Annotated in this window: 23 protein-coding genes; 10 read left to right on the forward strand and 13 right to left on the reverse strand. The window is 65.9% G+C overall.

The genetic code is table 11. From position 1 onward, the window contains the following. Positions 1-61 precede the first annotated feature (61 nt). From K0S66_RS02520 to K0S66_RS02535, 4 genes are all read left to right on the forward strand, one after another. Positions 62-925 carry a UDP-2,3-diacylglucosamine diphosphatase gene (locus tag K0S66_RS02520; protein WP_301073524.1) on the forward strand — a complete coding sequence of 288 codons (864 nt, stop codon included), beginning with the start codon at positions 62-64 and terminating at the stop codon, positions 923-925. Between the two features lie 9 nt (positions 926-934). Next, positions 935-1,951, forward strand: a complete 1,017-nt coding sequence (locus K0S66_RS02525) for a glycosyltransferase family 1 protein (RefSeq protein WP_301073526.1) — start codon at positions 935-937, stop codon at positions 1,949-1,951. 107 nt (positions 1,952-2,058) lie between these two features. Continuing rightward, entirely contained in the window at positions 2,059-2,739 is a 681-nt protein-coding gene (locus K0S66_RS02530; RefSeq protein ID WP_301073528.1) for a DUF1013 domain-containing protein, read from the forward strand. Between the two features lie 151 nt (positions 2,740-2,890). Next, the gene (locus K0S66_RS02535) at positions 2,891-3,979 is read left to right on the forward strand and encodes an MBL fold metallo-hydrolase (RefSeq protein WP_301073529.1); all 1,089 of its coding nucleotides are present in this window, start codon (positions 2,891-2,893) and stop codon (positions 3,977-3,979) included. A gap of 10 nt (positions 3,980-3,989) precedes the next feature. Here the strand turns inward: K0S66_RS02535 and K0S66_RS02540 are convergent, their stop codons facing one another. The 5 genes from K0S66_RS02540 to K0S66_RS02560 all read right to left on the reverse strand — a co-directional run bounded on the left by K0S66_RS02540 (position 3,990) and on the right by K0S66_RS02560 (position 10,033). Beyond that, positions 3,990-4,457 (reverse strand): YaiI/YqxD family protein, encoded by a 468-nt coding sequence (locus tag K0S66_RS02540; RefSeq protein WP_301073530.1) that lies wholly within the window; start codon positions 4,455-4,457, stop codon positions 3,990-3,992. A gap of 43 nt (positions 4,458-4,500) precedes the next feature. Then, positions 4,501-6,072 carry a bifunctional phosphoribosylaminoimidazolecarboxamide formyltransferase/IMP cyclohydrolase gene (purH, locus tag K0S66_RS02545; RefSeq protein ID WP_301073531.1) on the reverse strand — a complete coding sequence of 524 codons (1,572 nt, stop codon included), beginning with the start codon at positions 6,070-6,072 and terminating at the stop codon, positions 4,501-4,503. 160 nt (positions 6,073-6,232) lie between these two features. Beyond that, a complete protein-coding gene (locus tag K0S66_RS02550) occupies positions 6,233-7,975 on the reverse strand; it encodes a heparinase II/III family protein (RefSeq protein WP_301073533.1) in 1,743 nt (580 codons plus the stop codon). After that, complete coding sequence (gene rpe, locus K0S66_RS02555; RefSeq protein ID WP_301073534.1) at positions 7,972-8,634, reverse strand: ribulose-phosphate 3-epimerase; 663 nt, start codon at positions 8,632-8,634, stop codon at positions 7,972-7,974. Before rpe ends, K0S66_RS02550 begins: the two co-directional genes overlap by 4 nt. Positions 8,635-8,740: 106 nt before the next feature. Continuing rightward, positions 8,741-10,033 (reverse strand): transcription antitermination factor NusB, encoded by a 1,293-nt coding sequence (locus tag K0S66_RS02560; protein WP_301073535.1) that lies wholly within the window; start codon positions 10,031-10,033, stop codon positions 8,741-8,743. A gap of 41 nt (positions 10,034-10,074) precedes the next feature. On the opposite strand from K0S66_RS02560, the gene K0S66_RS02565 reads away from it, so the two are divergent. Next, a complete protein-coding gene (locus K0S66_RS02565) occupies positions 10,075-10,236 on the forward strand; it encodes a DUF1674 domain-containing protein (protein WP_301073536.1) in 162 nt (53 codons plus the stop codon). Between the two features lie 81 nt (positions 10,237-10,317). Beyond that, positions 10,318-12,174 (forward strand): AsmA family protein, encoded by a 1,857-nt coding sequence (locus K0S66_RS02570; protein WP_301073537.1) that lies wholly within the window; start codon positions 10,318-10,320, stop codon positions 12,172-12,174. A 15-nt stretch (positions 12,175-12,189) separates the two neighbouring features. Here K0S66_RS02570 and K0S66_RS02575 read toward each other — a convergent pair whose 3' ends face one another. After that, complete coding sequence (locus K0S66_RS02575) at positions 12,190-13,161, reverse strand: NAD(P)H-dependent glycerol-3-phosphate dehydrogenase (RefSeq protein WP_301073797.1); 972 nt, start codon at positions 13,159-13,161, stop codon at positions 12,190-12,192. Between the two features lie 8 nt (positions 13,162-13,169). Further along, positions 13,170-14,195 carry a tRNA (adenosine(37)-N6)-threonylcarbamoyltransferase complex transferase subunit TsaD gene (gene tsaD, locus K0S66_RS02580; protein WP_301073538.1) on the reverse strand — a complete coding sequence of 342 codons (1,026 nt, stop codon included), beginning with the start codon at positions 14,193-14,195 and terminating at the stop codon, positions 13,170-13,172. Positions 14,196-14,284: 89 nt separating this feature from the next. Between tsaD and hemC the strand changes: the two genes are divergently transcribed. The 4 genes from hemC to K0S66_RS02600 all read left to right on the forward strand — a co-directional run bounded on the left by hemC (position 14,285) and on the right by K0S66_RS02600 (position 18,325). After that, positions 14,285-15,190, forward strand: coding sequence for a hydroxymethylbilane synthase (hemC, locus tag K0S66_RS02585; protein ID WP_301073539.1), 906 nt, complete (start codon positions 14,285-14,287; stop codon positions 15,188-15,190). Then, a complete protein-coding gene (locus K0S66_RS02590) occupies positions 15,187-15,858 on the forward strand; it encodes a uroporphyrinogen-III synthase (protein WP_301073541.1) in 672 nt (223 codons plus the stop codon). The genes hemC and K0S66_RS02590 overlap by 4 nt, the downstream gene beginning before the upstream one ends. 25 nt (positions 15,859-15,883) lie before the next feature. Continuing rightward, on the forward strand, positions 15,884-16,807 hold the full coding sequence (locus K0S66_RS02595; protein ID WP_301073542.1) for a hypothetical protein: 924 nt from the start codon (positions 15,884-15,886) through the stop codon (positions 16,805-16,807). 105 nt (positions 16,808-16,912) lie between these two features. Then, positions 16,913-18,325: a M20/M25/M40 family metallo-hydrolase gene (locus K0S66_RS02600; protein ID WP_301073543.1), complete on the forward strand. Its 1,413-nt coding sequence runs from the start codon at positions 16,913-16,915 to the stop codon at positions 18,323-18,325. A gap of 39 nt (positions 18,326-18,364) precedes the next feature. Here the strand turns inward: K0S66_RS02600 and K0S66_RS02605 are convergent, their stop codons facing one another. The 6 genes from K0S66_RS02605 to K0S66_RS02630 form a co-directional block, all read right to left on the reverse strand. After that, complete coding sequence (locus K0S66_RS02605; RefSeq protein WP_301073544.1) at positions 18,365-18,946, reverse strand: ABC-type transport auxiliary lipoprotein family protein; 582 nt, start codon at positions 18,944-18,946, stop codon at positions 18,365-18,367. An 8-nt stretch (positions 18,947-18,954) separates the two neighbouring features. Further along, positions 18,955-19,917, reverse strand: a complete 963-nt coding sequence (locus K0S66_RS02610; RefSeq protein WP_301073545.1) for an MlaD family protein — start codon at positions 19,915-19,917, stop codon at positions 18,955-18,957. Continuing rightward, positions 19,917-20,753 carry an ABC transporter ATP-binding protein gene (locus K0S66_RS02615; RefSeq protein ID WP_301073546.1) on the reverse strand — a complete coding sequence of 279 codons (837 nt, stop codon included), beginning with the start codon at positions 20,751-20,753 and terminating at the stop codon, positions 19,917-19,919. The genes K0S66_RS02610 and K0S66_RS02615 overlap by 1 nt, the downstream gene beginning before the upstream one ends. Beyond that, positions 20,753-21,850, reverse strand: coding sequence for an ABC transporter permease (locus tag K0S66_RS02620; RefSeq protein WP_301073547.1), 1,098 nt, complete (start codon positions 21,848-21,850; stop codon positions 20,753-20,755). Before K0S66_RS02620 ends, K0S66_RS02615 begins: the two co-directional genes overlap by 1 nt. A gap of 138 nt (positions 21,851-21,988) precedes the next feature. Next, positions 21,989-23,194 carry a DUF445 domain-containing protein gene (locus K0S66_RS02625; protein ID WP_301073798.1) on the reverse strand — a complete coding sequence of 402 codons (1,206 nt, stop codon included), beginning with the start codon at positions 23,192-23,194 and terminating at the stop codon, positions 21,989-21,991. Between the two features lie 129 nt (positions 23,195-23,323). Then, positions 23,324-26,590 (reverse strand): efflux RND transporter permease subunit, encoded by a 3,267-nt coding sequence (locus K0S66_RS02630; protein WP_301073548.1) that lies wholly within the window; start codon positions 26,588-26,590, stop codon positions 23,324-23,326. Between the last annotated feature and the right edge of the window lie 4 nt (positions 26,591-26,594).

Here is a 26,594-nt window from a genome sequence, read left to right on the forward strand (position 1 = left end):
CCGATCGGAGACGCGCCCGTAACGCACCATCGATAGAACCGCATGGCAGGGAGGGCCCGCCATGCCGACGACCGTTACGTTCGCCGACGTCACCGACCTTACTGATTTCGCTTATTCGCGGCCGCATGTTCCCGAACGCTCGGTCGAGCGGATGCGGTATCGCACCATCTGGATCAGCGACGTCCATCTCGGCACCCGAGGGTGTAATGCCGGGATGCTCATCGACTTCCTCGACCATGTCGACAGCGACACCATGTACCTGGTGGGCGACATCGTCGACGGGTGGCGGCTGCGGCGAAAGTTCTACTGGCCCTCCGCGCATAGCGACGTGGTCTGGCGCCTGCTGAAACGGGCCGGCCGCGGCACCCGGATGGTCTTCATTCCGGGCAACCACGATGAGGCATTCCGGCAGTTCTGCGGGCTTGATTTCGGGGGTATCGCGATCCGCCGCAACGCGATCCACGTCACCGCCGATGGGCGACGATTGCTGGTCCTCCACGGCGACGAATTTGATGCCATCACGCTGGCGCATCGTTGGATCGCCCATGTCGGCGACACTGCCTATGGCCTGCTGATGCTCGCTAATCGCGGCGTGAACGCCTTCCGCCGACGGTTTGGCCTCCCTTATTGGTCGCTCAGCCAACATGCGAAGGCGCGGGTGAAGAACGCCGTCGCCTTCATCTCCCGCTTCGAGGAGGTCGTGGCGGAGGCTGCCGGTGCGCGGGGCGTCGACGGGGTGGTCTGCGGGCATATTCACACGGCGGAAATGCGCACGATCGGCGACATCGATTATTTCAACGATGGCGATTGGGTGGAAAGCGCGACCGCGCTTGTCGAACATTTCGACGGACGAATGGAGATCGTGCACTGGGCCGAGGTGATGGCGTGCCGCAATGCCGGCGCCATCGTTGCGATTGCGGCCTGAGGATGCCTGATGCGGATCGCGATCGTTACCGACGCTTGGGCACCACAGGTCAATGGCGTGGTGCGCACCCTGCAATCGCTGGTCGCCGAACTGCGTGCGATGAACCATGAGCCCATGGTCATCGCCCCCGATGCCTTTCGCTCGCTGCCTTGCCCGACCTACCCTGAAATCCGGCTGGCGCTCGCCGGACGCCGCGCGGTCGGCGCCCGCATCGCCGCGTTCGGCGCGGAGGCTGTCCATATCGCCACCGAAGGGCCGCTTGGCCTCGCAGCGCGGCGCTGGTGCCTCGACCGCGGCGTGCGGTTCACCACCGCCTATCACACGCAATTCCCTGACTACGTCGCGGCGCGCACCGGGGCGGACCCGACATGGGTGTGGCATCTTATCCGGCGTTTCCATCGGCGAGCCGACGCCGTGCTGGTATCCACCCCCACCATCCAGCACATGCTGGAGGCGCACGGCATCCATCACACGCGCCCGTGGGGCCGCGGCGTCTCGCGCGAATTCAGCGTTGAGGGCACGAAAGATCCCCTCATCACCGCGCTTCCGAGCCCGATCCTCCTCTACGTGGGCCGCGTCGCGGTGGAGAAGAACGTCGCGGCTTTTCTTGCGACGCCGCACCCCGGCAGCAAGGTCGTGGTGGGCGACGGACCGGCGTTGAGCACGCTTCGGCAGCGCTACCCCGATGCTCATTTCCTCGGTTCGCGCTTCGGAGACGCGCTCGCCGCCTGTTATCGCGCGGCCGACGTTCTGGTCTTTCCCAGCAAAACCGACACCTTCGGCCTCGTCATGATCGAGGCGCTGGCCTGCGGAACACCGGTTGCGGCCTATCCCGTGCCCGGGCCGATCGACGTCTTGTCGTCAGCCAGCGGCGTCATGGACGATGATCTGACCCGCGCGATCGCCGGCGCGTTGACGCTAGATCGCACGCGATGCGCGGCGGAAGGCAGGCAGCACAGTTGGCAATCGAGCGCCGAACAATTCTTGGCAGCCCTCGTGCCGGTCGCGGTTCCGCACGCGGCATGACGCGACGGCGCTTGCCCTGACGGCAAGGGCACATTAAGTCACCACAGGTTAGGCGGCCGCTCCGGTAAGGGGCGGCCCTATTTGTTTCTACCGAAAGGCTTTCCCGCATGGCCCAGCCGCTCATGCCTCACGCGACCGCTTCATGGCTCGTCGACAACACGTCGCTGACGTTCGAGCAGATCGCGGAATTCTGCGGTCTTCACGTGCTCGAGGTGCAGGCGATCGCCGACGATACCGCCGCGACCAAGTTGACTGGTCGTGATCCGGTGCGCGCGCACGAACTGACCCAAGACGAAATCGAAAAGGGTCAGGCCAATTCCGAATACCGCCTGAAGATGACCAAGGGTCCCGATCAGGTCCGCCGTACGAAGGGGCCGCGTTACACGCCGGTTTCCAAGCGGCAGGACAAGCCGGATGGCATCGCATGGATCATCCGCAACCATCCGGAAATCACCGATGGTGCGATCTCCAACCTGATCGGCACGACGCGCACGACGATCGCGGCGATCCGCGATCGGACTCACTGGAACATCGGCAACATCACGCCAAAGGATCCGGTGACACTGGGTCTGACCACGCAGCGCGAGCTCGATGCGGCGGTGGCAAAGGCTGCCAAGACCGCCGGGGTCGAGGCACAGCCGACCGATACGCGCCTTGATGGGGACCGTGAGGCCCTGATCGAACAGCTGCGCGCCGAGCGTGAGCAGGCGTCGCGCGATGCCCAGATGGCAGGTGACGAAGATCGCGGCCCCAAGCCGTTCTTCGGGGACGATCCTTTCCGCCGGTAATCAGGCCCTGTTTGCTGGCGGATGGCTGGTCCGCCACTGGCTGACCTGAACAGGATAATGGGCACGGTTCCGCTCGGCGGGATCGCGCTCATCGCATAAAGGCGCCCGATTCCTCTCGACGTAACGAATGTTATGCTGATAGCGTTCGGTCATGGCGACGGCAATTCAACGCACGCTGATCGGGGATGAGGGGCTGACGCCCACCAGCTGGGCCGGTCTGACCTTTCCTTTCGGTGATCGCGGGCCGCAGCCTGGCGAACTGCTGACGCTGATGGACGGCATCCGCTGGTGGCGCGTGCCCATGTCCGGCCCGTTGAAGCATGTGAACGGCCTGATCCTGGATGATGGCCCGGAATTACTGGCGATCGACACCGGCACCGCCAGCCCGCGATCGACAGAGGCGTGGCGCACGATTCTGGAGGGGCCGCTCGCGGGTCAGCGGATCGGCAAGATCATGTGCACGCACATGCATCCCGATCACGTGGGGCTGGCCGGTTGGCTGTCACGCCGCTTCGATGATGCGCAAATCGTGATGACCCGTACCGAGTGGCTGATGGTACGGATGCTGTCGGCGGATTCGCGCCCCGAAGTGCCCGATGAACAGCTCGCCTTCTGGCGCGGCGCTGGATGGGACGAGGATCAGGTCGCGCATGGCGCCAGTCGCGGCTGGTCGAATTTTGGCAAGGCGATTGCGCGGATGCCGCTCACCTACACCCGAATTCAGGACGGCGAAGTGCTGCGGATCGGCGGCAGCGACTGGCATGTGATCACCGGCAACGGCCACAGCCCGGAACATGCCTGCCTGGTCGATTACGACCGCCGCGTACTCGTCGCCGGCGACCAGGTCCTGCCAAAGATCAGCTCCAACATTTCGGTCCATGTCAGCCAGAGCAACGACGACCCGCTCGGCGACTGGCTTCGCTCGATCGAGAAATTCCGCGCGCTGCCGGAGGATCTGCTGGTGCTCCCCGGCCATGGTGACCCCTTCTACGGGCTTCATACCCGGCTTGATGCGCTTCGCGATGAACACATCGACCGGCTGGATGCGATCGTTGACCTGATGGGAAGCGGGGCGGTGCGCGCGGTGGATTGCTTCAAGGTGCTGTTCCGGCGCCCGATCGGCCTGGACGTGATCGGCATGGCCACTGGCGAATCGCTCGCCCATTTGAAGCGTCTGGAGATCGAAGGGCGCGCCGTGCGTGAGGAAAGTGGCGGCACCTGGTGGTACACTCGCGCCTGAGCTCCTTCGTTCAGCCTCCGCGCGCGCGCAACAGCTTGCCTAACGCCTGATCCAGCGCCGACAGGAAGCGGGATCGGTCTTCCTTGCCGAACGGCGCTGGGCCGCCGACCCTGTCGCCCCCGGCGCGAAGGTCAGCCATGATCGCGCGCACCGCGACCGCATTGCCGATCGAGCTGGTGGTGAAGGGCTTGCCCGAAGGCGAGATCACCGTCGCGCCCAGTTTCAGGCAGCGATCAGCCAGCAGGATATCGCCGGTAACCACCACAGTGGTGGCATCGGCATGTTCCACGATCCAGTCATCCGCCGCATCGAACCCGTCATTGACGACGACGCGGGCGATCAGCGGATGCTGTGGCACCCGCAGATGCGCGTTGCTGACAATCGTGACCGGCACGTTCAGCCGATATGCGACACGATAGATCTCCTCCTTCACCGGGCACGCGTCTGCGTCGACCAGGATCGTTACCCCTCCCGCCATCAGACGTGCCCGATCCGCGACCCGGTGAACGCTTCCACCATCATCAATGGCGGAAATGCCGCATGCCGGTGAAAACCATCGCCAGCCCGGCCTCGTCGGCGGCGGCGATCACTTCGGCGTCGCGGATCGATCCGCCCGGTTGGATGACGGCCGTCGCGCCGGCCTCGACAGCCGCAAGCAACCCGTCGGCGAAGGGGAAGAACGCGTCAGAGGCGACCGCCGAACCGATCGTGCGCGGCGTGCCCCAGCCAGCCTTGTCGGCGGCATCCTTCGCCTTCCATGCGGCGATCCGTGCCGATTCCAGGCGGTTCATCTGTCCCGCGCCGACGCCTGCGGTGCTGCCATCCTTGGCATAGACGATGGCGTTCGACTTGACGTGCTTGGCGACAGTCCAAGCAAAGCGGCAATCGGCCAGTTCCTGCGCGGTTGGCTGCCGCTTGGTCACCACCTTCAGCATATCGTCCGACAGCACGCCATTGTCGCGCGACTGGACCAGCCATCCGCCAGCGATCGTCTTGGCCGTCAGCCCGCCACGCGCCGGATCGGGCAACGAACCGGTCAGCAGCAGCCGCAGGTTCTTCTTCGCCGCGAACAGCGCAATCGCTTCCTCGTCGGCGTCGGGCGCCACCACCACTTCGGTGAAGATGCCAGTGATCGCCTTCGCCGTCGCGGCGTCCAGCGTTCGGTTCAGGGCGATGATCCCGCCAAAGGCCGAGACTGTATCGCAGGCGAACGCCGCCTCATAAGCCTCTGCCAGTGATGCCCCGGTCGCCACGCCGCACGGATTGGCGTGCTTCACGATGACACAGGTCGGGTCGGCGTCGCGGAATTCGCTGACCAACTCCAGCGCGGCGTCGGCATCGTTGAGGTTGTTGTAGCTCAGCTCCTTGCCCTGCACCTGACGCGCCTGGCCAATGCCTGGCGTACTGGGGCCGGCAGGACGATAGAAGGCCGCCTGCTGATGCGGGTTTTCACCATAGCGAAGCACCGTAGGCGCCTCGAGCGTGAAGGGCAGCGTTGCGGGGAACTGCTCCTTCTGATCCTCCAGCCCGAACCACCTCGCAATCATCGAATCGTACGTCGCCGTCGCCGCAAAGGCCTTGGCGGCGAGGCGCTTGCGCTCGTCCAGCGTGGTCTCGCCACGAGCGACGACGGCATAATCGGCGGGATCAGTGACGATCGCCACATAGGCATGATTCTTCGCGGCGGAGCGGACCATGCTGGGTCCCCCGATGTCGATGTTCTCGATCACCTCGGGCCGGTCGGCGCCCTTCGCCACCGTCTGCGCGAACGGATAGAGGTTCACGACGACGAGATCGATCGCGCCGATACCGTGTTCTTCCATCGCCGCGGCGTGCGCGGCATCGTCGCGCACTGCCAGCAATCCGCCGTGCACCATCGGGTGCAGCGTCTTCACCCGCCCATCCATCATCTCGGGGAAGCCGGTCAGGTCCGACACGTCACGCACCGTCAGCCCCGCCTCGCGCAGCGCCTTTGCCGTGCCACCGGTGGAAACCAGCTCCACGCCCTTTTCGGCGAGCGTTCGGGCGAGATCGACGATCCCCGTCTTGTCGGAAACGGACAAAAGGGCGCGGCGGATGGTGATGGCGGTCATGACACTCTTTCCGCTTCTCCCGCGGACGGGGAGGAGCAAGGGGTGGGTGGGCGACGGATCGGGCACGAGTCCCGGATCGTCGCGATGCGACGTGCAGCCCCCTAGACCCGCCGGCGCGTGCGCCCAAGCCCTCGTGCGCACCCGTGTGACAAGAAATCGATCAGCGCGCGCGCTTCAGCACCCAGCTGACGGTCGCGCCGCCCGCTTCGGACATGCCGGTGACGACCAGTTGTTGGGTGGTAACCGGACGACCATCGCCGTCGATCCACAAGCTGTCATCGATCACCAGCGATCCACCCCGCGTGCGGAACTGCCACATCGCGCCGCCCGGGACGCGGAGCACCGCCCCCATGCTGTCTGCCGTCGGCGACGCCTCGACGCCGCGACCGAGATGGAAGCGGATCGCGAATGGCTTTGCGCTTGCCGGCGCGCGGCGGCGCCCCTTCGGCAGCAGCACGTCGTCACCGCGTAATTCCTTGCCGTCGTCGGTCAGCACCAGCTGGCGGCGATGCAAGAAGCCATGGCGGCGGAGATAACCGTCATGGCTGGCCTCGATCCGGCTGGCGTTTTCCGATTCCTGACGGCTCAGCTCAACCTCACCCACGCCGCGCCCCAGCGTTCCATCGGCATGGATGGCGGTCGAATTCGTGTCGGCAAGCGTCAGCGTCGAATGCGCCGCCGTCGTACGCAGCGCCTCGATCAGCGCACGGGGCAGCCCCGCCATCGCCGCACGCGCGCCGCCGCAATTCACGACGATCCGCGCCGGCCCGTCCGAAAACTCGAAGGCCAACGTGGAGGCGCAACCACCCTCGACCTCCCGGGCCACCGGCGGTGGCGCCGCATCGACCAGCACGACGGTCGTTCCCGCGACCAGCCGCTGATATCCCCAGTCGCGCGCCTGGCGCAGTGGCCGAGTCCGCACGCCGCTAGCCTCGATCACTTGCGCGACCCGCTCCGCGGGCACCGGACCGCCGCTCTGCCAGCTGCCGAGGCCGCGATCGGCGTGGCAGACGGCAAGCAATGCCGGCACCATCCGCGCCAGCGTGCCCTGGACCGCTTCGGGCAGTTCCAGCCGGCGCGTGATGTAGCTTTCGCGCAGCATCGCGAGCAGCCCGATCATGTCGAGCAGCGATTCAGGGGATCGGTTCACCGCCCCGCCATCCTCGAACACCGCACCGCTCAGCGCGCGTGCCAGCCCCGCCTCACCAAAGCTGCGGCGTGGATCGCCGCCCGGAATAAGCAATCCGGCAGCGATCACGCCGCACCATGCGGCCACGCGGGCCGGGCCGATCGGTGCCTTGTCCGCACTGGTGTCCAGATGCCGTGCGCCCCGCGCCAGCGCGTTCAGCACCTTGGATCGGTAGACGAGATCAGTGGAGGACAGGATAAGCGGCGCATGAGCGGTCCAGAACAGGATCCGCCGCCCCCACAGGTCCGGCCGCCACGCCACTGCGGTAACTCGCTCGCCGTGCGCCGCCAGCCACCGCGACATCAGGTCCTCGGCGATCGGCGCCCCGGTTGTCCGCGTGGCCACGCTGGACAGATCGCGCAGCCATAAGAAACTGTGGAGATAATCGGCAAAGGCGGCCGACGGCTGAAGCGCTCGCAGGTTCAGCCCTGCGATATCATGCCGCTCGCCACGAAAGGCGAGCTGTCCGGCGAGCAGCGCCTCGCCTCGCGTGACGTCGCCAAAAAGGGGATCGTCCGGCACCGCGATCAGCTTCAGCGGGTAGCGGCCTTTCAGGCGCAGCCCGTGGATCGGGGTACGCCAGGTCAGCCGATGGAAACGGTCGGTCAGCCGTTCAGCGAGCGACAGGCCCTTATCGCCGCCGACGCGGACCAGCCGCTTGCCTTCGTCTATCCCGTCCGGGACGGCTGCAGGATCGCGGGCGCCTTGGCTCATGCGCCCCGCAAGGCTCGGATGTTAGCGGCATAGGCATCAGGGCCGCCGCGGAATGTCGCGGTGCCCGCCACCAGCGCATCGGCGCCCGCGTCGATCGCCAGCGCCGCAGTACGCTGATCGATACCGCCATCGACCTGCAGGTCGATATCGCGGCCGCTCGCCTCGATCATCTTGCGGATTGAGGAGATCTTGCGCAGCTGGCTTTCGATGAAGCTCTGTCCGCCGAAGCCGGGATTGACGCTCATCACCAGCACCAGGTCGACCATGTCGATCAGGTAATCCAGCATCTTGGCCGGCGTACCAGGATTGAGCACCACCCCTGCCCGCTTGCCCAGCGACTTGATGTGCTGCAGCGATCGATGGATGTGCGGTCCCGCCTCGGGATGAACGGTGATCGTGTCCGCGCCCGCCTCGGCGAAGGCGTCGAGGTACGCGTCGATCGGTGAGATCATCAGATGCACGTCGAACGGCTTGGCGGTGTGCGGGCGCAGCGCCTTCACCACCGCCGGGCCGATGGTGATGTTGGGCACGAAATGCCCGTCCATCACATCGATGTGGATCCAGTCGGCGCCCGCCGCGTCAATCGCACGGACTTCCTCGCCCAGCTTGGCAAAGTCGGCGGACAGGATCGAAGGCGCGATACGAACAGGCTTGGTCATGGATCTCACTGTTGATCGGCTCACACCGACCGGCTCACCTGCACTCAGCAAGCCGGATCAGCGCAAACGAAGGGACATGCGCAAAGATGCTTAACCTGCGATTCGATCAGGCGGAAGCACGCACGAGCCGGACGATGAAAAAGCCGTCACACCCGCCCGCTTCTTCCAGCGTGCCGGGCAGCGTACGAACATAGCCCGCCGCTTCTGCGTTCACCCCGTCGGGAAGTTCGCCCGGGCGCGGCGCCTCAATCGCATAATCGGGATGTTCGGCGAGGAAGCGCTCCAGTTGCTCCTCCCCTTCCTCGCGTTCCAGCGAGCAGGTGGCATAGACCAGCCGCCCACCGGGGCGGACCCAGTCAGCCGCGCGATCGAGCAGCTGCGCTTGCAACGCCGCCATGTCGGCGATGATGCGCGGATGGGCGCGGTAAAGCACGTCGGGATGCCGCCGGAAAATGCCCGTCGCGCTGCACGGCGCATCCAGCAGCAGTGCATCCACCGGCTCGGCCGGCACCCAGTCCATCGCGTCGGCGATCACTACGGTCGCCGGCAGTTTCGTCCGGGTCAGGTTTTCGTGAAGTCGCGCCGCGCGCGTCGGCGAGATTTCCAGTGCCGTCACGTCCCATCCCGCGGCCGCCAGCTGCATCGTCTTGCCGCCCGGCGCGGCACACAGGTCCAGCGCGCGTCCCGGCCCCCGCCCGATCAAGCGGGCGGGAAGCGACGCGGCGACATCCTGCACCCACCAGTCTCCCTCGGCGAACCCCGGGAGCTTCGCGACAGGTGCCGCATCGCGGACCCGGCGCTGGTCGGGCGCGAGATGATCGCCCTCGGGCGCCAGCGCCGCCGGGCTCGCCAGCGTCAGGTCAAGCGGCGGGGGCACTGCAATCGCGCGCGCTGCCGCAGCGACCGTTGCCTCGCCCCACGCCGTGCCCCAGCGATCGGCAATCACCGGCGGCAGCGTGGGAGTCTCTGGCAATGTCGCGCCCCCCCGCGTCAGCGCACCGAACACGCCATGCACCAGCTTGCGCGGGCCACTATCGACCAGCGGCAGCACGGTGGCGATCGCCGCATGCGGCGGCGTGCCGAGCGCGAGCGTCTGGACCAAAGCGATTCGCAACGCGGTGCGCGCTTTCGCATCCTCCGGCAACACCTGCCGGGTCGCCGAATCGATCAGCGAATCGAGATCGGGCAGCCGTCGCAACGTCTCCGCGGCAATGGCATGCGCCAGGCCGCGGTCCGCGCCTTCCAGCCCGCGCGTCGCCTGCGGCAAAGCGGATTCGAGCGGTTCCCCTCGGCGCAGCACCGCATCCAGAAGGCGAAGGGCAGCGCGGCGCGGGGCCGTGCCGGGCGGATCGGCCGGACGACGTTGGCGATCGGGGCGGGGGTTGGCGGAAGCAGACATCGCGCCCATGTGGCGGGTGAACGCCTCAACCGGAAGAGCCGATGTCCAAACGCCCCCCTCATGTGAAGCCGCCGGCCTATCTTTCGCCCAACAAGCCGGTGCCTGAACCCGCACCGATGGAGCGGCCTGCCGAGGATCCGCTCGGCCGTGATCCGGTCCGCTATGGCGACTGGGAAAAGAAGGGCATCGCCGTCGACTTCTGACCGTCCGATCGACCGTAGGGTGACGTAACGTCACTCCTTTCGCCTCCGGAACGAAGTGTTCATCGGCGCGTCTCAGCTTTGATGCCCGCCTTCCTGTCCCGCCGCCGCGTCCGCGCCACCATGATCATTTTGGTGGCGCTTCTTCTATGTACGGTGCTGGCGCTGGCGGTGTTTCCCTGGGGCATGCTGAAGGACACCGCCGAGAAGCGCCTGACACAGCGCTTTGGAAGGCCCGTCACGATCGGCAAGATGGAGCGGGTCGATCCTGTCGGCTTCGCCACCACCGTCCGGCTGCGCGACATCCGGATACCGGGTCCTGCGTGGTCCGCCCCGCGAGACTTGGCCCGGATTGGCCAAATGGATGTGGGCTTCAACTCACTGGCACTGCTCACCGGGCGGCTTTCGCCGCGTGAGATCAGCATCTCGAACGCCCAGATCAATCTGATCCGCACCAAGGATGGGCGCGAAAACTGGCACCAGGAAAATGATGACAAGGGCAAATCGGGGAATAGCAGCCTTGATCGGCTGACAGTCGCCAATTCACGGCTCCGTTATGACGACGCCAAGCAGGATCGCCGCTTCGACCTCGCGTTAGGGTCCGATGCGACGTCGGGGCTGCGGCTACAGGGATCGGGCACCGTGCGCGGCGCACCGGTGCAACTCTCCGCACGCGCACCTGCCCTCTCTGACACGGATGGTGGGCGCTGGCCCTTTGAGGCGCGCATCGCCGGCGACGCGCTATCGATGCACGCACGCGGCACGATGGCGGCGCCGTTCGACACCAATCGAATGACGCTCGACGTCACGGCGCGGGCGAATGACCTGAAGCTCATTGACGCCATTATCGAGGCCGGGCTGTTCCAGTCCCAGCCCGTCACCCTGTCCGCTCACGTGCGTCGCGAGCCGCAGCGATGGCTGATTGACCGGCTGGATGGTCGGATCGGCCGCTCCGACTTGTCGGGGAAGCTCACCGTCGACAAGGTGGACGGCCGGACAAAGCTGACCGGCACCTTTGTCTCCCGCCAGCTAGATTTCGACGATTTCGCCTCAGATGAGGGGCTGCGGCGGGCTGCAGCAAAGAAGCGCGCGCTTGGGCCGCGTGTAGTCCCCGACACACGCGTCAACCTTGCCAAGGTCGGGAAGACGGATGGCAACATTGCTTTCCGCGTCGACCGCATTGTCAGCCGTCAGGGGCGGTCCTCGCTGACAAAACTGGCAGGCACGCTCACGCTCGATCAGCGCAAGCTGACGGTCGCTCCGCTTACCATTGGCCTTCCCCGCGGTCAGATTACGGGCAGCGCCGTGATCGATCAGGCGGACGGCGCGCCCGTGCCGGTCGTTCGGCTGGACCTGCGCCTCGTCAACAGCAGCGTTCCGGCGCTTGGCGGCGGTGGCGGATCGGTGACCGGCCGGGTCGATGGCCGCGCGGTGTTGGCGGGGCGCGGCAGCACCATCCGTGAGGCGGTGGGCAAGTCCTCCGGACGGATCGGCATCGTCGCCCGTAATGGCGAACTGCCGGCGGAGATTGCCGCTGCACTGGGCTTCGACGCCGGCCGTGCGCTGCTCGCCGATGAGAAGGATCGGGCCGTATTGCGCTGTGTCGTGGTGGGCCTCGCGATGCGCGGCGGGCGCGGAACGGCCTCGCCCTTCGTGATCGACACCTCCCAAAGCCGGCTTGATGGCGAGGGCACGGTGACGTTCCCGGGCGAGACGCTCGCCATCCGGCTTACCGGAGCCCCCAAGCAGAATAGCGTGCTTCGCCTGCCAGGCTCCGCAACGCTCGCCGGCACGATCAGCGAGCCAGACGTTCAGGTGCCGAAGGAGGTCAAGTCGGTCGGCAACGTGTTCAAGGCGCTGGGGCGGGCGATCACCGGGCGACAAGGTCCGACCGCAACCAGTGCCGATTGCGCGGCACTGTCCGCGCAGGTGCTACGTTGACGCCGGCATAGCCAGTCAGGCCTCGTCGCGGCGAGGCCGGGCGAGCAGGCCGCTGATCACCGCGCTCGCCGGCTCGCCCTGAAGCAGGCGGCACACCGCATCCGTGATCGGCATGTCGACACCGGCGTCCCGCGCAGCTTCGGCGAGCACGGGCGCCGTGAAGGCCCCTTCCGCCACCGTCCGCCGATCGGCGAGCAGCTCGCTCGCTCGTTGCCCCCGGCCAAGCCCCACACCCAAGGAAAAGTTCCGGCTGCTGGTCGACGAGCAGGTCAGCACCAGATCGCCAAGGCCGGACAGTCCCGCCAGCGTTTCTGCCCGCGCGCCGCGCGCCAGGCCAAAGCGGGTCATTTCGGCAAACCCACGCGCGATCAACGCTGCGCGCGCATTCTGGCCCAGGCCAGCACCCTCCACCACGCCGCACGCGATGGCCAGCACGTTCTTGACCGCGCCACCGATCTCCGCCCCGATCACATCGTTTGAGGCGTAGGGGCGGAATGTCGGGCTGGCGAGCCGCTCGGCAAGCCGCACCTGCAGCGCCGGATCGGCACATGCCAGCGTCACGGCGGTGGGAAGGCCCGCCGCCACCTCATGTGCGAACGTGGGTCCCGAAAGAACCGCGATCGGCGCGTCGGCGTGCGCCGCCTGCGCAACCTCCCCGACCAGGCGGCGTGATCCGGCCTCGATCCCCTTGGCACACAGCACCAGGGGTGTGTTGCCACTCGGCAGCGCGTCCAGCACCGCGCCGACATGCTGGGCGGGCGCGACGACCAGCAGCGCATCCCGATCCGCCAGATCGTCCAGGGAGCCTGTCGCCCGGATGTCGCGGGAAAGTGGGATGGACGGCAGGAAGATACTGTTTTCGTGCCGCTCGTTGATCGCGTCCACGACGTCCGTTTCGCGCGCCCACAGCAGCACCTCGCCGCCGCGCGAAGCGATCTGCGCCAGTGCCGTACCCCAAGCGCCGCCGCCGATTACCCCGATCCGCATCGCGCCGTTCATGCCTTCACCCCTGCGCCGCGCACGGCCTCAGCGTTGGGATCAAGCGGCCACCGTGCGCGTGCCGGCGTGTCCAGCGGATCGACCAGCCCGGCGGCAAATCGCTCAGCCCCCGCCCAGGCGATCATCGCGGCATTGTCGGTACACAGCCAAAGCGGCGGCGCGACAAACCGCAGGCCATGCTCCGCAGCGAGCGCCGCCAGCGCAGTGCGAACCGACGTGTTTGCCGCAACGCCCCCCGCGACAACCAGCGCCGTGGCACCCGGCGCGCGGCCGATGGCGCGGGCCGTACGATCGATCAGGCAGTCCACCACCGCTGCCTGGAACGATGCAGCGACGTCCTCCGGACGATAATCGCCTGCGATCCGCGCCACCGCAGCCTTCAGCCCGGCAAAGGAGAAATGCGGCTCCGGCGATCGGTACAACGGCCGCGGCAGGGGCACCGCCGTGGCCTCACCGGCCGCCGCTGCGCGTTCGACCGCCGGCCCGCCCGGGAAGCCCAGGCCGAGCACCTTTGCCGTCTTGTCGAACGCCTCGCCCGCCGCATCGTCGATCGTGGTGGCGAGCCGGCGGTACCGGTTCACCCCTTCGACCAGCAGCAACTGGCAATGCCCGCCCGACACCAGCAACAGCAGGTAAGGAAAGGCGAGATCGGGATCGGCCAACCGGGGGCTTAGCGCATGCCCCTCCAGATGATTGACCGCCACCAGCGGCTTGCCCACGGCATGGGCGATCGCCTTGCCAGTGACCAGACCTACCATCACCCCCCCGATCAGGCCCGGACCGGCGGTGGCCGCGACAGCGTCAATATCGGCCAATGACACCCCGGAATCGGCCAAAGCGGCCTCGATCAAAGGCTCTAGTGCCTCGACATGTGCCCGGGCGGCGATCTCCGGCACCACGCCGCCATAGGGCCGATGCGCCGCTTCCTGCCCCGCCAGACGGTGCGCCAGCACGCGGCGATCCCCCGTCACCAGCGCCGCCGCGGTTTCGTCGCACGAGGATTCCAGACCAAGGATCAGCATGCCGGGCTCATATCGGCTCGGCCCACGCTTGTCGAAGGGCGCCTCACGGCGATAGAGCGGGCTGGATATCTGCAGGATAGAAGAGACCGGTGGCTCAGCGTTTCAGACTCGGCACCCGCGGTTCGCCGCTGGCTTTGACCCAGGCCGGCATGGTGCGTGACGCGCTGATGGCGGCCCATGGCTGGGACGATGTCGAGATCGTCGTCGTGCGAACCACTGGCGACCGCGTACAGGACCGCGCCTTGGCTGAAATCGGCGGAAAGGCGCTCTGGACCAAGGAGCTCGACCGCGCCTTGATCGCCGGCGAGGTCGATGCCTGCGTTCACTCGATGAAGGACGTGGAGACGATCCGCCCTACTGAAATCGCCATTGCCGCGATGTTGCCGCGTGCCGATGTGCGAGACCGCCTGATCGGCGTGGATGCGATAGATGCTCTACCAGAGGGGGCGATTGTCGGGACCAGCTCGCCCCGCCGCCGGGCGCAACTCCTGCGCCAGCGGCCCGACCTGCGGATCACCCTGTTTCGCGGCAACGTCGATACGCGACTGGGCAAGCTGGCGACTGGGGAAGTGGCCGCTACACTTCTCGCCGCCGCCGGCCTCGAGCGTCTCGGCCGGCATGATACGGGCGCGCCGATCGAGACCCACGTCATGCTGCCCGCCCCGGCACAAGGCGCCATCGGTATCGAAACGCTAACTGACGGCCCGGCCTTCGCGCTGGTCCAGGCGATCGATTGCGCCGCAACGAGCATCTGCGTTCAGGCCGAGCGCGCCTTGCTGGCAGCGCTTGGTGCCTCCTGCCATTCTCCCGTTGGCGCGCTCGCCCGTCGCGAGGGCGATGGCGTCACGCTTGCCGCCGAGCTGCTGTCGGAGGACGGGTCGGAGCATGTCACCGGCGTCATCGCAGGCGAGGACGGCCCCACGCTGGGCCGTGAGCTCGCCGCCGATTTGCTGGCGCGCGCGCCAGACTCGGTACGGCGATTGTTTGCGGGATGATACGCCCGCTCGTCGTGCTGCGGCCGGAACCTGGCAACACCGCGACCGCCAATCGGATTACAGAGGCGGGGTTCGAGGCGATAAGCCTTCCCCTGTTTGCCATCGCTGCTGTGCCGTGGACTGCTCCACCGGCAGATGATTTCGACGCCCTGCTTCTGACAAGCGCCAATGCGGTGCGGCAGGCGGGCGAAGGACTTCACACTCTCGCCGAACTCCCGATCGTCGCGGTCGGGCATGGCACCGCCGAGGCCGCGCAACAAGCAGGGCTGTCCTTGGCAGCAGTCGGGAATAGCGACGGGAAAGAGGCGCTTGCGCTAGCGCAGGCGCACGGGTGGCGGCGGGTGATCCGCCTGACAGGTCGGGAGCATATCCATCTTCCCGGCGTCACCGACATTGTCGTCTATGCCAGCGATCCCCTTGATCCTGGCGCCCATCGAATACGCGCCGTCCAGGACTGCGTGGTCCTGCTGCATTCCCCCCGCGCAGCGCAGCATTTCAGCAGCCTCGTCGCCGCCGCGGAAGTAGCCAGAAGCAGTATCCGCCTGGCGGCTCTCAGCCAGGCAGTCGCGGCTGCCGCAGGCAACGGGTGGCAGCAGGTTGATGTCGCCGCGGCGCCCCACGACCCGGCCTTGGTGGAAACTGCCATGACGCTCGCGATTGACCGGTGAGCGTCTGGCGGGGATAAGCCGCGACATGGACGAAAACGCGCCGCTCGCTCCTGCTCCGCGCCGGTCACGAGTTGGCCCACTCACACTCTTCGTGGTTCTGGCCCTGGTGGTCGGCCTTGCTCTTATGTGGCTGTCGATGCGCGACGGCACCAGCTGGTGGCAGCGGCAGGCGAAGCCACCGGCGGTGGAGAAGGCCAACGCTACGGCCGAGGTCGCAGCTGTTGCTGCCCCCGCCGCCGCGGCTGTCGATCCGGCAACCCTCGCCGCGCGAGAAAGCGCGCTTGCCGCTCAGCTTGCAGCGCTGGAGGCGCGCACCGCCGGGCTCAATATGGATGTCACTCAGTCGCAGGATCGGGCCGGGCAAGCCGAAGCGATCCTGATTTCCTTCGCTGCGCGCCGCGCAATCGAGCGGGGCGCGCCGCTCGGTTACCTCGAAGATCAGCTTCGTCAGCGTTTCGGCACCACCCAGCAAGCGGCTGTCGACACGGTGATCCAGGCCGGGCGAGATCCAGTGACGATCGAGGCCTTGCGACAGGCGCTCGACGCCAATCGCTCGATGCTCCTCAATCCCGGAGCGGATGGCTGGTTTGCCGGCTTCATGGACGAGATGCGCCGGCTCGTGGTGCTGCACGATGCAAACACCCCTTCCCCCTTGCCGGCGGATCGGCTGGCGCGCGCGCAACGCCTGCTCGATGCCGGTCAGGTGGAACCGGCGCTTGAAGAAGTGGCTCGTCTGCCCGGTGGCACGCAGGCGGCAAACTGGTCCGCGGCGGCACGACGCTATATCGCGGCGCGTCAGGCACTCGACACCTTGGAGACTGCAGCCATTGTTGGCACCATCCCAAGTACCGGGATGCCTGCTGACACCGCCCCGGCGCCGACACCAGCCGAACCCACGCCAGCCGAGGCCCGTGTTGACGATCAAGCCGCGGCCAAGCCTCAACCCTGAGCCACTGCCCCTATCGCGGGAAGCGCCAACACACCGATTGCCGCATTGCACCTGAGCGACTTGGCTGTAACCTCCCCCTTTAGATAATGAATAAAAGGGAGTGGGATGCGGGGCATTTGGAAAGCCGTGGCAGTCGTAACCGTCGGAGCGGCGCTGACGCCGTCTCTCGCGACGGCGCAGAAGAGACCAGACGAACGGGCGTTCTTCGATCTTTATAAGGAAATGGTGGAGACCAACACGGTTGTTGGCGAAGGCAGCTGCACGCGCGCGGCTCAACAGGTCGCGACGCGCCTGAAAGCGGCCGGCTACACCGATGGACAGGTAACTGTTTTCTCGACCCCGGAGCACCCAGACGACGGCGGCCTGGTGGTCACCTTGCCCGGCGCTGACGCGTCGGCAGGCGCCATGCTGCTTCTCGGACACCTCGATGTCGTCGCTGCCAAGCGCGAGGACTGGGTACGCGATCCGTTCAAGCTCATCGAAGAGAACGGTTTTTACTACGGCCGTGGCACGGTCGACGACAAGGGCATGTCCGCGATCTGGGCCGACAGCATGATCCGGTTCAAGCAGGATGGCTTTCGGCCTAGACGCACGATCAAGCTGGCGCTGACCTGCGGTGAGGAGACCACCTACGCGTTCAACGGCGCGCAGTGGCTGGCCAACAACAAGCCTGATCTGGTTCGCGCCGAATTCGTCCTGAACGAGGGTGGTGGTGGACGGTTGGACGCGCAAGGAAAGCGTCAGGCGCTTGCCATCCAAGTCGGCGAGAAGGCGGCGCAGAACTTCACCTTCGCAGCCACAAATCCAGGTGGCCACAGCTCCGCGCCGACGCCGGACAACGCCATCTACGAACTGGCCGACGCGGTGAAGCGTGTTCAGGGATACGAATTTCCGATCAAGTTCACCGACACGACCCGCGCCTTCTTCACCGCGACCGCGCAGGCGTTGCCGCCGCAGACCGGCCAGGCGGTCAACCGCCTATTGGCCAATCCGGCCGACAAGCGCGCCGACGAAACCGTGAGCCGCGACAAGGTACTGCATTCGACGTTGCGAACGACATGCGTCGCGACGCTGCTCAATGCAGGGCATGCAGAAAATGCACTTCCGCAGCGCGCCACCGCCAACATCAATTGCCGCATCTTTCCCGGCGAAAGCGTTGACACCACGCTGGCAAAGCTGAAGGAGCTGGCCGGTCCCAAGGTCGCGGTCACTGCCAACCAGCCGGTTCGTCCGATCGCTGTACCACCGCCGCTTGACGCCAAGATCCTGGGGCCAGTGCAGTCATTGGCGGCCAAGCACTTCCCCGGCACGCCGGTCGTGCCGATGATGTCGACGGGGGCGACCGACGCTGTCTTTTTCGGCGTGCTCAAGATGCCGGTTTATGGCGTTCCCGGCATCTTCCTGGAGCCTGACCTGAACGGGACACACGGCTTGAACGAACGGATCCGGGTCTCGGCGCTATACGAAGGGCGAGACTACCTCTACGATCTGGCGAAGACATTGGCGGAGCAGGGCTGACCTGCTCCTTCCCCCCGCCTGCGGGCGGGAGGAAGTATCTTATCGGCCAATCCAGTCGGCTACCTGCACCGCGACCTGGTTCGCCGCCTGGTTTAGCGCCACCGCAACCGGCGCCGCCTCAATGACGGAAACAGGCACACGCGCCTCGAAGCGCTGCTTCTCCAGCGCGCCGCCCTCGTCGCGGATCAGCGCTGCGTCGAATGTCACGACTGCGGTGGACGATCCGGCATCGACGCCAAAGGTCCGCAATTCACCGGACAGGCGTGCCCCGGGATCAGCTAACGCCTGCGCACCCGACAGGACGACGCGCCCGGTACGTGCTGCGACCGTATCGGACATCACCCGGGCGAACTGCCGCGCAGGCAGATCAACCCATTGCGCGTCCTTCACATAGGCAACGTCGATGCGGTTGGATTGCACCGGGATGCGATTGGTTGCGAGTTCCTGCGGCACCACAGGCACCTGGATCGTCACGGTGCGTGCCGCTGCTGATGATTGCTCGCGCCCAACCGGCACCTGTTCGGTCGATGACAGGCTGAGAAGAGCCTTGGGGGGCTTTTCTCCAAAGCTGATGCAGCCGGCGAGCGGCAAGGCGGCAAGACCGATCAGAAGCTTCTTCATGTGCGTCCTCACTTGCCCTTGTAATCCGGCAGCTTCTGCTGGCCCACCAGTGCCCCGGCACCCTGCCGATCAACCTTCTCTGCCACGGAAGCGAGCGCTGCCGACATCTGACGCAGATCCAGTACGAGCTGGTTGACCTCCGGAATGGTCTGTTTCGAGAAGGTCTGCAGGCCCGGCCGCGCATCCTGAATGGCCGAGTTCAGCGTTTCGGTGCTTTGCCGCGCCGAGCGGATTGTCTCGTTCAGATTAGCCAGCGTTGGCTTCACGTCCTCGGCCAGAATGCCGTTTGTCGTCGCCGCCAGATTGCCGATCTGCTCAGCAGCCGTGCCCGCCTGCGCCACCGCGATGCGCGTCTGCGCCAGCGTAGCGGCGATTTCCGGCCCGCGATCGGCCAGCGCGTCGGTCAGCCGGTTGGTATTCTCCAGAATGCCGGCGATCGATGCCTGGTTGCGGTCGGTTAGCAGCCCGGTGAGACGCTCGGTCAGCGTGGACAAACGTTCCAGCAGCTGAGGCGCAGAGTTCAGGATAGCACCTAAACCGCCCGTTCGGGTCGGAATGACTGGAACGCCATAGGGACAGACGCTGCCTGGATCCCGTTCGGGGCACACAATGGGCGGTGCACCCTTGCGGGCGCCGTCCAGACTGATCGTGCTGGTGCCGGTGAAGCTGCCCTGGATCGTCGCGGCGGTGCCTTGAAGGATTGGCGTATCCTGGCTCACTTCGATTCGCACGCGAACGAACTGGGGATCGTTACGCCACAGCTGGATCGACTTGACCTGACCCGACGGCACGCCGGAGTATGTGACCTGCGAACCCCGGGCGAGGCCGTCCACCGACTGCTTGAAGAAGATGTCATACTCCTTCTGCTGGGTACCACCCAGCCGGGCGATCCACACGGTGAATAGCGCGAGCACGGCAAGCAGGATCAGCACGACGGCGCCGACCAGGACGTGGTTGGAACGGGTTTCCATCAATCAGCCCCTGAATCTGCTGCTGCACCGGCGGTCGCCTGTTCCGACGGCACCCGCTGCGCCTCTTGCGTTGCTACTGCCGCCCGTCCGCGCGGCCCACGGAAATACTCCTGGATCCACGGATGATCGAGCGCCAGTAGTTCATCGATCGTACCCACCGCGATCACGCGCTTGTCGGCGAGCACCGCCACCCGATCACAAATGGCGTACAGCGTGTCGAGATCGTGCGTGATCAGAAAAACCGTCAGCCCCAGCGTCCGCTGCAACGACTTCGTCAGCTCGTCGAACGCCGCCGCACCGATCGGGTCCAACCCGGCGGTGGGTTCGTCAAGGAACAGCAGTTCGGGATCGAGCGCCAGCGCGCGCGCCAGCCCGGCCCGCTTCCTCATGCCGCCCGACAGCTCGGCCGGGAATTTCGGCCCTGCATCATTGGGCAGACCGGTCATCGTCACCTTGTACGACGCGATCTCATCCATCAGCGACAGGCCGAGCGTTGGGTAGAATTCGCGCAAGGGGACCTGGACGTTCTCCGCGACCGTCAATGTCGAAAAAAGCGCCCCACCCTGGAAAAGCACGCCCCAGCGCTTCCTGATCTCAATGGCGTCGGTTTCCAGCCGCCCCACTGTCGGTTCGCCAAAGACGGTGACTTCGCCTGCCATCGGGCTCTGCAAGCCAATGATCGACCGCATCAGGACGGACTTGCCCGTACCGGAGCCGCCAACGACACCCAGGATCTCGCCCTTACGAACATCAAGATCCAGATCTTCGTGCACGATCTGATCGCCGAAGGCGTTCTTCAGCCCGCGAACCTCGATGATGTTTTCCGCGCCCGCCATCAGATCCAGCCGATCCGTTCGAAGAAGACCGCGAAGAAAGCGTCGAGAACGATGACCAGGAAGATCGCTTGTACGACCGCGGCCGTGGTGCGCATGCCGACCTGCTCGGCATCGCCCTTGACCTGCATGCCCTGGAAGCATCCGGCGACGGCAATGATCGCACCGAATACCGGTGCCTTGACCAGCCCGACGTACAAATCAGTGATCGGAACCACTTCGCGAAGGCGGGCGACATAGGTCACTGGCGGAATATCGAGTTGCCACCAGCACAGCAGGCCACCGCCAATGATCGCGACGAGGGATGCATAGAAGCCCAGCAGCGGCATCAGCACGACCGCCGCAATCGTCCGCGGCAACACCAGCGCCTCCATTGGCGACACGCCGATCGTCCGCATGGCATCGACCTCCTCGGTCAGCTTCATGGTACCGATTTGTGCGGCGAAGGCGGATCCTGATCGGCCCGCCACCATGATCGCGGTCATCAGCACGCCCAACTCTCGCAAGGTAATCCGCCCGATCAGGTTGATCGTCAGCACCTCTGCACCGAACTGCCGCAACTGCACCGCGCCTTGTTGTGCAATCACGATGCCGATGAGGAAACTCATCAGCCCGATGATACCGAGCGCCGACACACCGACAACTTCGAACCGCTGCACTGTCGCATTGAAGCGGAAGCGGTGCGGATGACGGATAACGGTGGCCAGCGCAGCCAGCGTGGCACCCATGAAGCCGAGCAGGCCGATCATGGTGCGGCCGGCCGTAACGGTCGCGTCGCCCACCTCGCCCAGAACGCGATTGAACGGACTTATGTGTCTCGCGCGCGTCTGGGCCGGCTGATCGGCACTGACGACGAGATCAAAAAGCGCGCGCTGCTCCTCCTGTAGGCCTTCGACCTTCGCACCGGTGCGCTGAGCGAGGCGGTGGATGATCCACGCGCCGATCGTGTCGATGCGCGAAACGCCCGAAAGGTCGACGACCGAAAGCTGCCCATCGTAGGCATCCAATCGGGTCGGGAGATCACCAAGGCGCGCAAGCGACAGGTCGCCAGTAAAGCGCATCGTTCCGCTATCTTCGCTGAAGTCGGCCAGTGCGCGCATTCCCACCCTTTGCGGGAATCCCCGCACCTCGGCAAGATGAACGTACGGAGCGTCCGCTTGTTGCAAGAGCGGACACGGAGCAGCGCTCGATGGAGTTGCGCCGGCGATATGGAGACGCCGTCCAGTGACGGTCACGCCCTATAGCGCAACATCAACCGTATGGATGAGGAGCCCCACCATGCCGCCTACCAGCGTTCCGTTGATGCGGATGAACTGCAGGTCCTTGCCCACTGCATGCTCCAGCCGCTGCGTGATGGTCTCCGCATCCCAGCCGCGCACCGTTTCCGACACCAGCCCGACTATCACATCGCCATAATCGGCTGCGGTGCCCACGGCCACGCGACGGACATAGCGGTTCAGCGTATTGCGCAGGCGCATGTCCTGCTCCAGCGTCTCACCCAGCTGGCGCAGCATGTCACCCATACCGCCCGACAGCAGCCGCTCCGGGTCGCGCGCGGCACGTAGCATCGCTTGACGCGCCTGTTCCCACAGGCCGTTAATCCAGTTCTGCATCGCCGGATTTTCGAGCAGCGCCAGCTTCAACGCCTCTACTCTCTCACGCATCTCGGGCTTGTGCTGAAGATCGTGTGCCAGCGTCGCCAGCCCTTCCTCGGCCTTCGTGCGCAGGGGATGGTCGGGCTGCTCCGCCATGTCGACCAGCATCTTGTCCAGCCCGTCGATGATCTTGTTGGCGATCGTCTCGTCCAGCCCCGTCCAGCGCAGGATGCTGCCCGCCCGTTCGTGCACCATATTGCGGACGACCTGCTGGTTCGCCTCAAGCACCCGCGCCGCCCACCGCACGATGCCGTCGATAATCGGCTGATGGCGGTTCTCCGCCATCGCAGCTTCCAGCGCGCGGCCGATCAGCGGCGCCAGATCCAAACGCCGGATTTGCTCGACCATGGCGCCGCGAACCATCCCGCCGAGCCGCTCCTGATCCAGCGCCTGAAGTGCCTCGACCACAAGGCGCGAGGCGCCGCGGGTCACGCGCTTGCTTCCCGCCGACGGGTTGGCGAGCCAGCGCGCGGCGACACCCGCCACATCCATTCGCCGCATCCGGCGAGCCACCACCACGGGAATGAGGAAGTAGTCGCGCAGGAACACGGCGAGTTGGTCGCCGATCCGATCCTTGTTGCGCGGAATGATCGCCGTGTGCGGGATCGGGAGACCCAGCGGGTGGCGGAAGAGCGCGGTGACGGCGAACCAGTCGGCAAGGCCGCCGACCATCGCGGCTTCGGCGAAGGCTCGGACGAAGCCCCAGGCGGGTGCGCTGTCCTGCAGGCGCCCGGCGACGAAGAAGGTCGCCGCCATCAGAACAAGCATTCCCGTGGCGATCACGCGCATGCGGACCAACCCCGGGGGTGCAGACATTCGCAAGGGGCGCCGCAGCGCGACCGGCATCATGACCCGATCAATCCCCCAAGCGGGGGATTGTTCAAGCGTTCTTTCTCGAAGTTGATCCTTATGACGCCGTCATTCGGCCGGAACATCGCCGTCGCGGAAGCCGATGCGGCCGTGTGGGGCGGGCAGAACACCGCTGGGGCCCTGGTGATCGATCACCGTCGATCCATCGTCGCCGGGACGATAGGTCAACAGCTTGCGGCCCAGCCATGGCCCGATGCGGCGTTCGATCCCGATCGACAGGCTGAAGGCAGCCGGCACGATCAGCAGCGTGAGCAGCGTCGACACGATGAGGCCGCCGATCACGACGATCCCCATCGGCGCGCGCCATGCGCCGTCGCCCGTCAGCGCGAGCGCCGTCGGCACCATGCCCGCGACCATGGCGACCGTGGTCATCACGATCGGCTGCGCACGCTTGTGCCCGGCATCGACCACCGCGTCATAGACCGGGACACCCGCCTGCATCTCCTCCAGCGCGAAGTCGATCAGCAGGATCGAGTTCTTTGCCACGATCCCCAGCAGCATCAGCAGACCGATGAACACCGGCATCGACAGGGGATTGCCGGTCAGCAGCAGCGCGATCACGCCGCCCAATGGGGCAAGCAGCAGCGAGCCCATGTTAACCAGCGGCGGCAACAGCCGGCGATACAGCAGCACCAGCACCGAGAAGACGAGGAACACGCCCGCGATCACGGCGATCACGAAGTTGATCAGCATCTCCATCTGCCACTTGGCCTGGCCAACGCTCATCTTCTGCACGCCAAGCGGCAGGTTCTTCATGATCGGCAGCGCGTTGACCTGCTGCATCGCGTTCGACAGCACGAGGCCGGGCGCCAGATCAGCACCGATCGTCAGCTGACGCTGCTGATTGAGGCGATTGATCTTGGTCGGGCCGGAGCCAAAGCCGATCTCCGCCACCACCGACAGCGGCACCGATCCACCGTTCTGCGTCGGCACCGGCAGGTTGCGGATCGTCGCCATGCGCGTGCGCGAGGATTGATCGAGCGCGACCCGGATCGGGATCTGCCGGTCGCTGAGGGAGAAGCGCGCGCTGTTCTGGTCGATGTCGCCAAGCGTAGCGATGCGGATCGCGTTCGACAGTGCGCTGGTCGTGACGCCCAGGTCCGCCGCCAGATCGAGCCGCGGTTTGATGACGATTTCGGGCCGGTTGAGATCGCCCGCGATGCGCGGGGCGAGGAAGCCGGGGATCTTCGCCATTTCCCGCACGATCTTGTCAGCGGTTTCGCGCAGCAGCACCGGATCGTCGCTGCCCAGGGTCACCGACACGTCGCGATTGTTGTCGCCCCAGCCGAACTGCGACTGGAAGTTGACCCGAGCGTCGGGGATCTTTGCCAGTTCCGGCGCGAGCGCACGTTCGAACTCGGTCGAGGTCTTCTGGCGCTTGTCGCTGATGTCACCGCCGAAGAGCGCGCCGATCCGTTCGTTGAAGGTAGGCTTGTCCTTGAACTGAACGGTCACGCGCCCGTTGCCAACAAAGGCGCGGGTATAGATCGTTTCCGCCTCCGGCTGCTGACGCAGCAGATCATACACCTTGTTCACCACCTGCTGCGTCTGCGCCAGCGTGGAGCCGGGCGGCATGGTGACGGTGACGGTCGAGCGTTCCTGGTCGATCGACGGCTGGAACTGCATCGGCAGACCGGCGAAGCCGACGACGGTCAGGAGAAAGGCGAGCACGCCGATCCCGATCGTCCAGATGCGGTGATCGCGCAGATAGCCGGTGACACGATGGAAGCCGCCGCGCGCCCGGATCGCCATCGACTTGCCGGGGTCGAGCGTCCAGCGCAGGACATTCATGTACATGTCCATCATGCGGCCTTCGCCGTGCGCCTCGGGCCCAGCGGATTTCAGGAAATAGGCCGCGATCATCGGTGTGATCATGCGCGCCACGGCAAGGCTCATCAGCACCGCGACCACAACCGTGAGGCCAAAGTTCTTGAAGAACTGACCCGACACGCCCGGCATCAGGCCGACCGGCAGGAACACCGCGACGATCGCCATGGTGGTGGCCAGCACCGCCAGACCGATCTCGTCGGCCGCATCAATCGACGCCTGATAGGCGGATTTGCCCATTCGCATGTGGCGCACGATGTTTTCGATCTCCACGATCGCATCGTCGACCAGCACGCCTGCCACCAGGCTGAGCGCGAGCAGCGTCATCTGGTTCAGCGTGAACCCCATCAGGTCCATGAACCAGAAGGCCGGGATGGCAGATAGCGGGATGGCGAGCGCGGAGATGAACGTCGCCCGCTTGTCGCGCAGGAAGAGGAAGACGATGAAGACCGCGAGCACCGCGCCTTCGATCATCGCGTGAATCGCGCTCTTATATTGCTCGATCGCGTATTTGGAGCCGTCGATCCGCAGCTGGAATTTCACCTGCGGGTTGCGCTTCTCCAGCTCGGCAAGCTTCTGCTGTGCCTCCTTGAAGACGGTGACTTCCGAATAGCCCTTGGCGCGCTTGAAATCGAAGGTGATAACCGGGCGGCCGTTCACGCCGGCGGCGGACCGCTGCTCGGCGTACAAATCGCGCACCGTCGCCACCGCGCTCAGCTTGATCGTGCGACCGTTGCCGGCGATGATCTGCGTCTGCCCGAGTTCATAGGCGTCGCGCGCATTGCCCAGCACGCGCACCGACTGTTCGGCACCCGCGATTTCCGCACGGCCACCGGCGGCGTTCACGTTCACCTGCCGCAGCTGCTGATTGATCTGAGTCGCGGTGAGGCCGTAAGCGGCGAGCTTCGCCGGATCGAGGATCACGCGGATCTCGCGGTCGACGCCGCCGTTCCGCTCGACCGAGCCCATGCCCTCGACGCCCAGCAGCTCCTTGGTCACCGTATTGTCGATGTACCAGCTGAGCTGTTCGATCGTCATGTCGGTGCCGATCGCCGAATAGCTGCCGAGATCATTGTCGTTGATCTTCACGCGGCTGATCTGCGGCTCCAGGATGCCTTCAGGCAGGTTGGAGCGGATCTGAGTCACCGCGTCGCGCACTTCGTTCACGGCGCGGTCAACCGGCGTGCCGATGTCCAGCTGGATCATCGTCGTCGAATTGCCTTCGGACACGAAGGACTGGATTTCGTCCACGCCCTCGATCGTACGGACCGCCGCCTCGACCCGTTGGGTGACCTGCGTCTCCAGCTCGCTCGGCGCGGCGCCGGGCTGCGTTATCTCGACCGCCACCGCCGGAAAATCGATGTCCGGTTCGCGGTTGATGTCCATTCGGATGAAGCTGACGATCCCGGCGATCGTCAGGATCACGAACAGGACGATGACCGGAACCGGGTTTCGGATCGACCAAGCCGAGATATTGCGGAAGTTCATGCCG

The organism is Sphingomonas sp. (assembly GCF_029239295.1).
In the GTDB taxonomy this organism is placed as follows: domain Bacteria; phylum Pseudomonadota; class Alphaproteobacteria; order Sphingomonadales; family Sphingomonadaceae; genus Sphingomonas.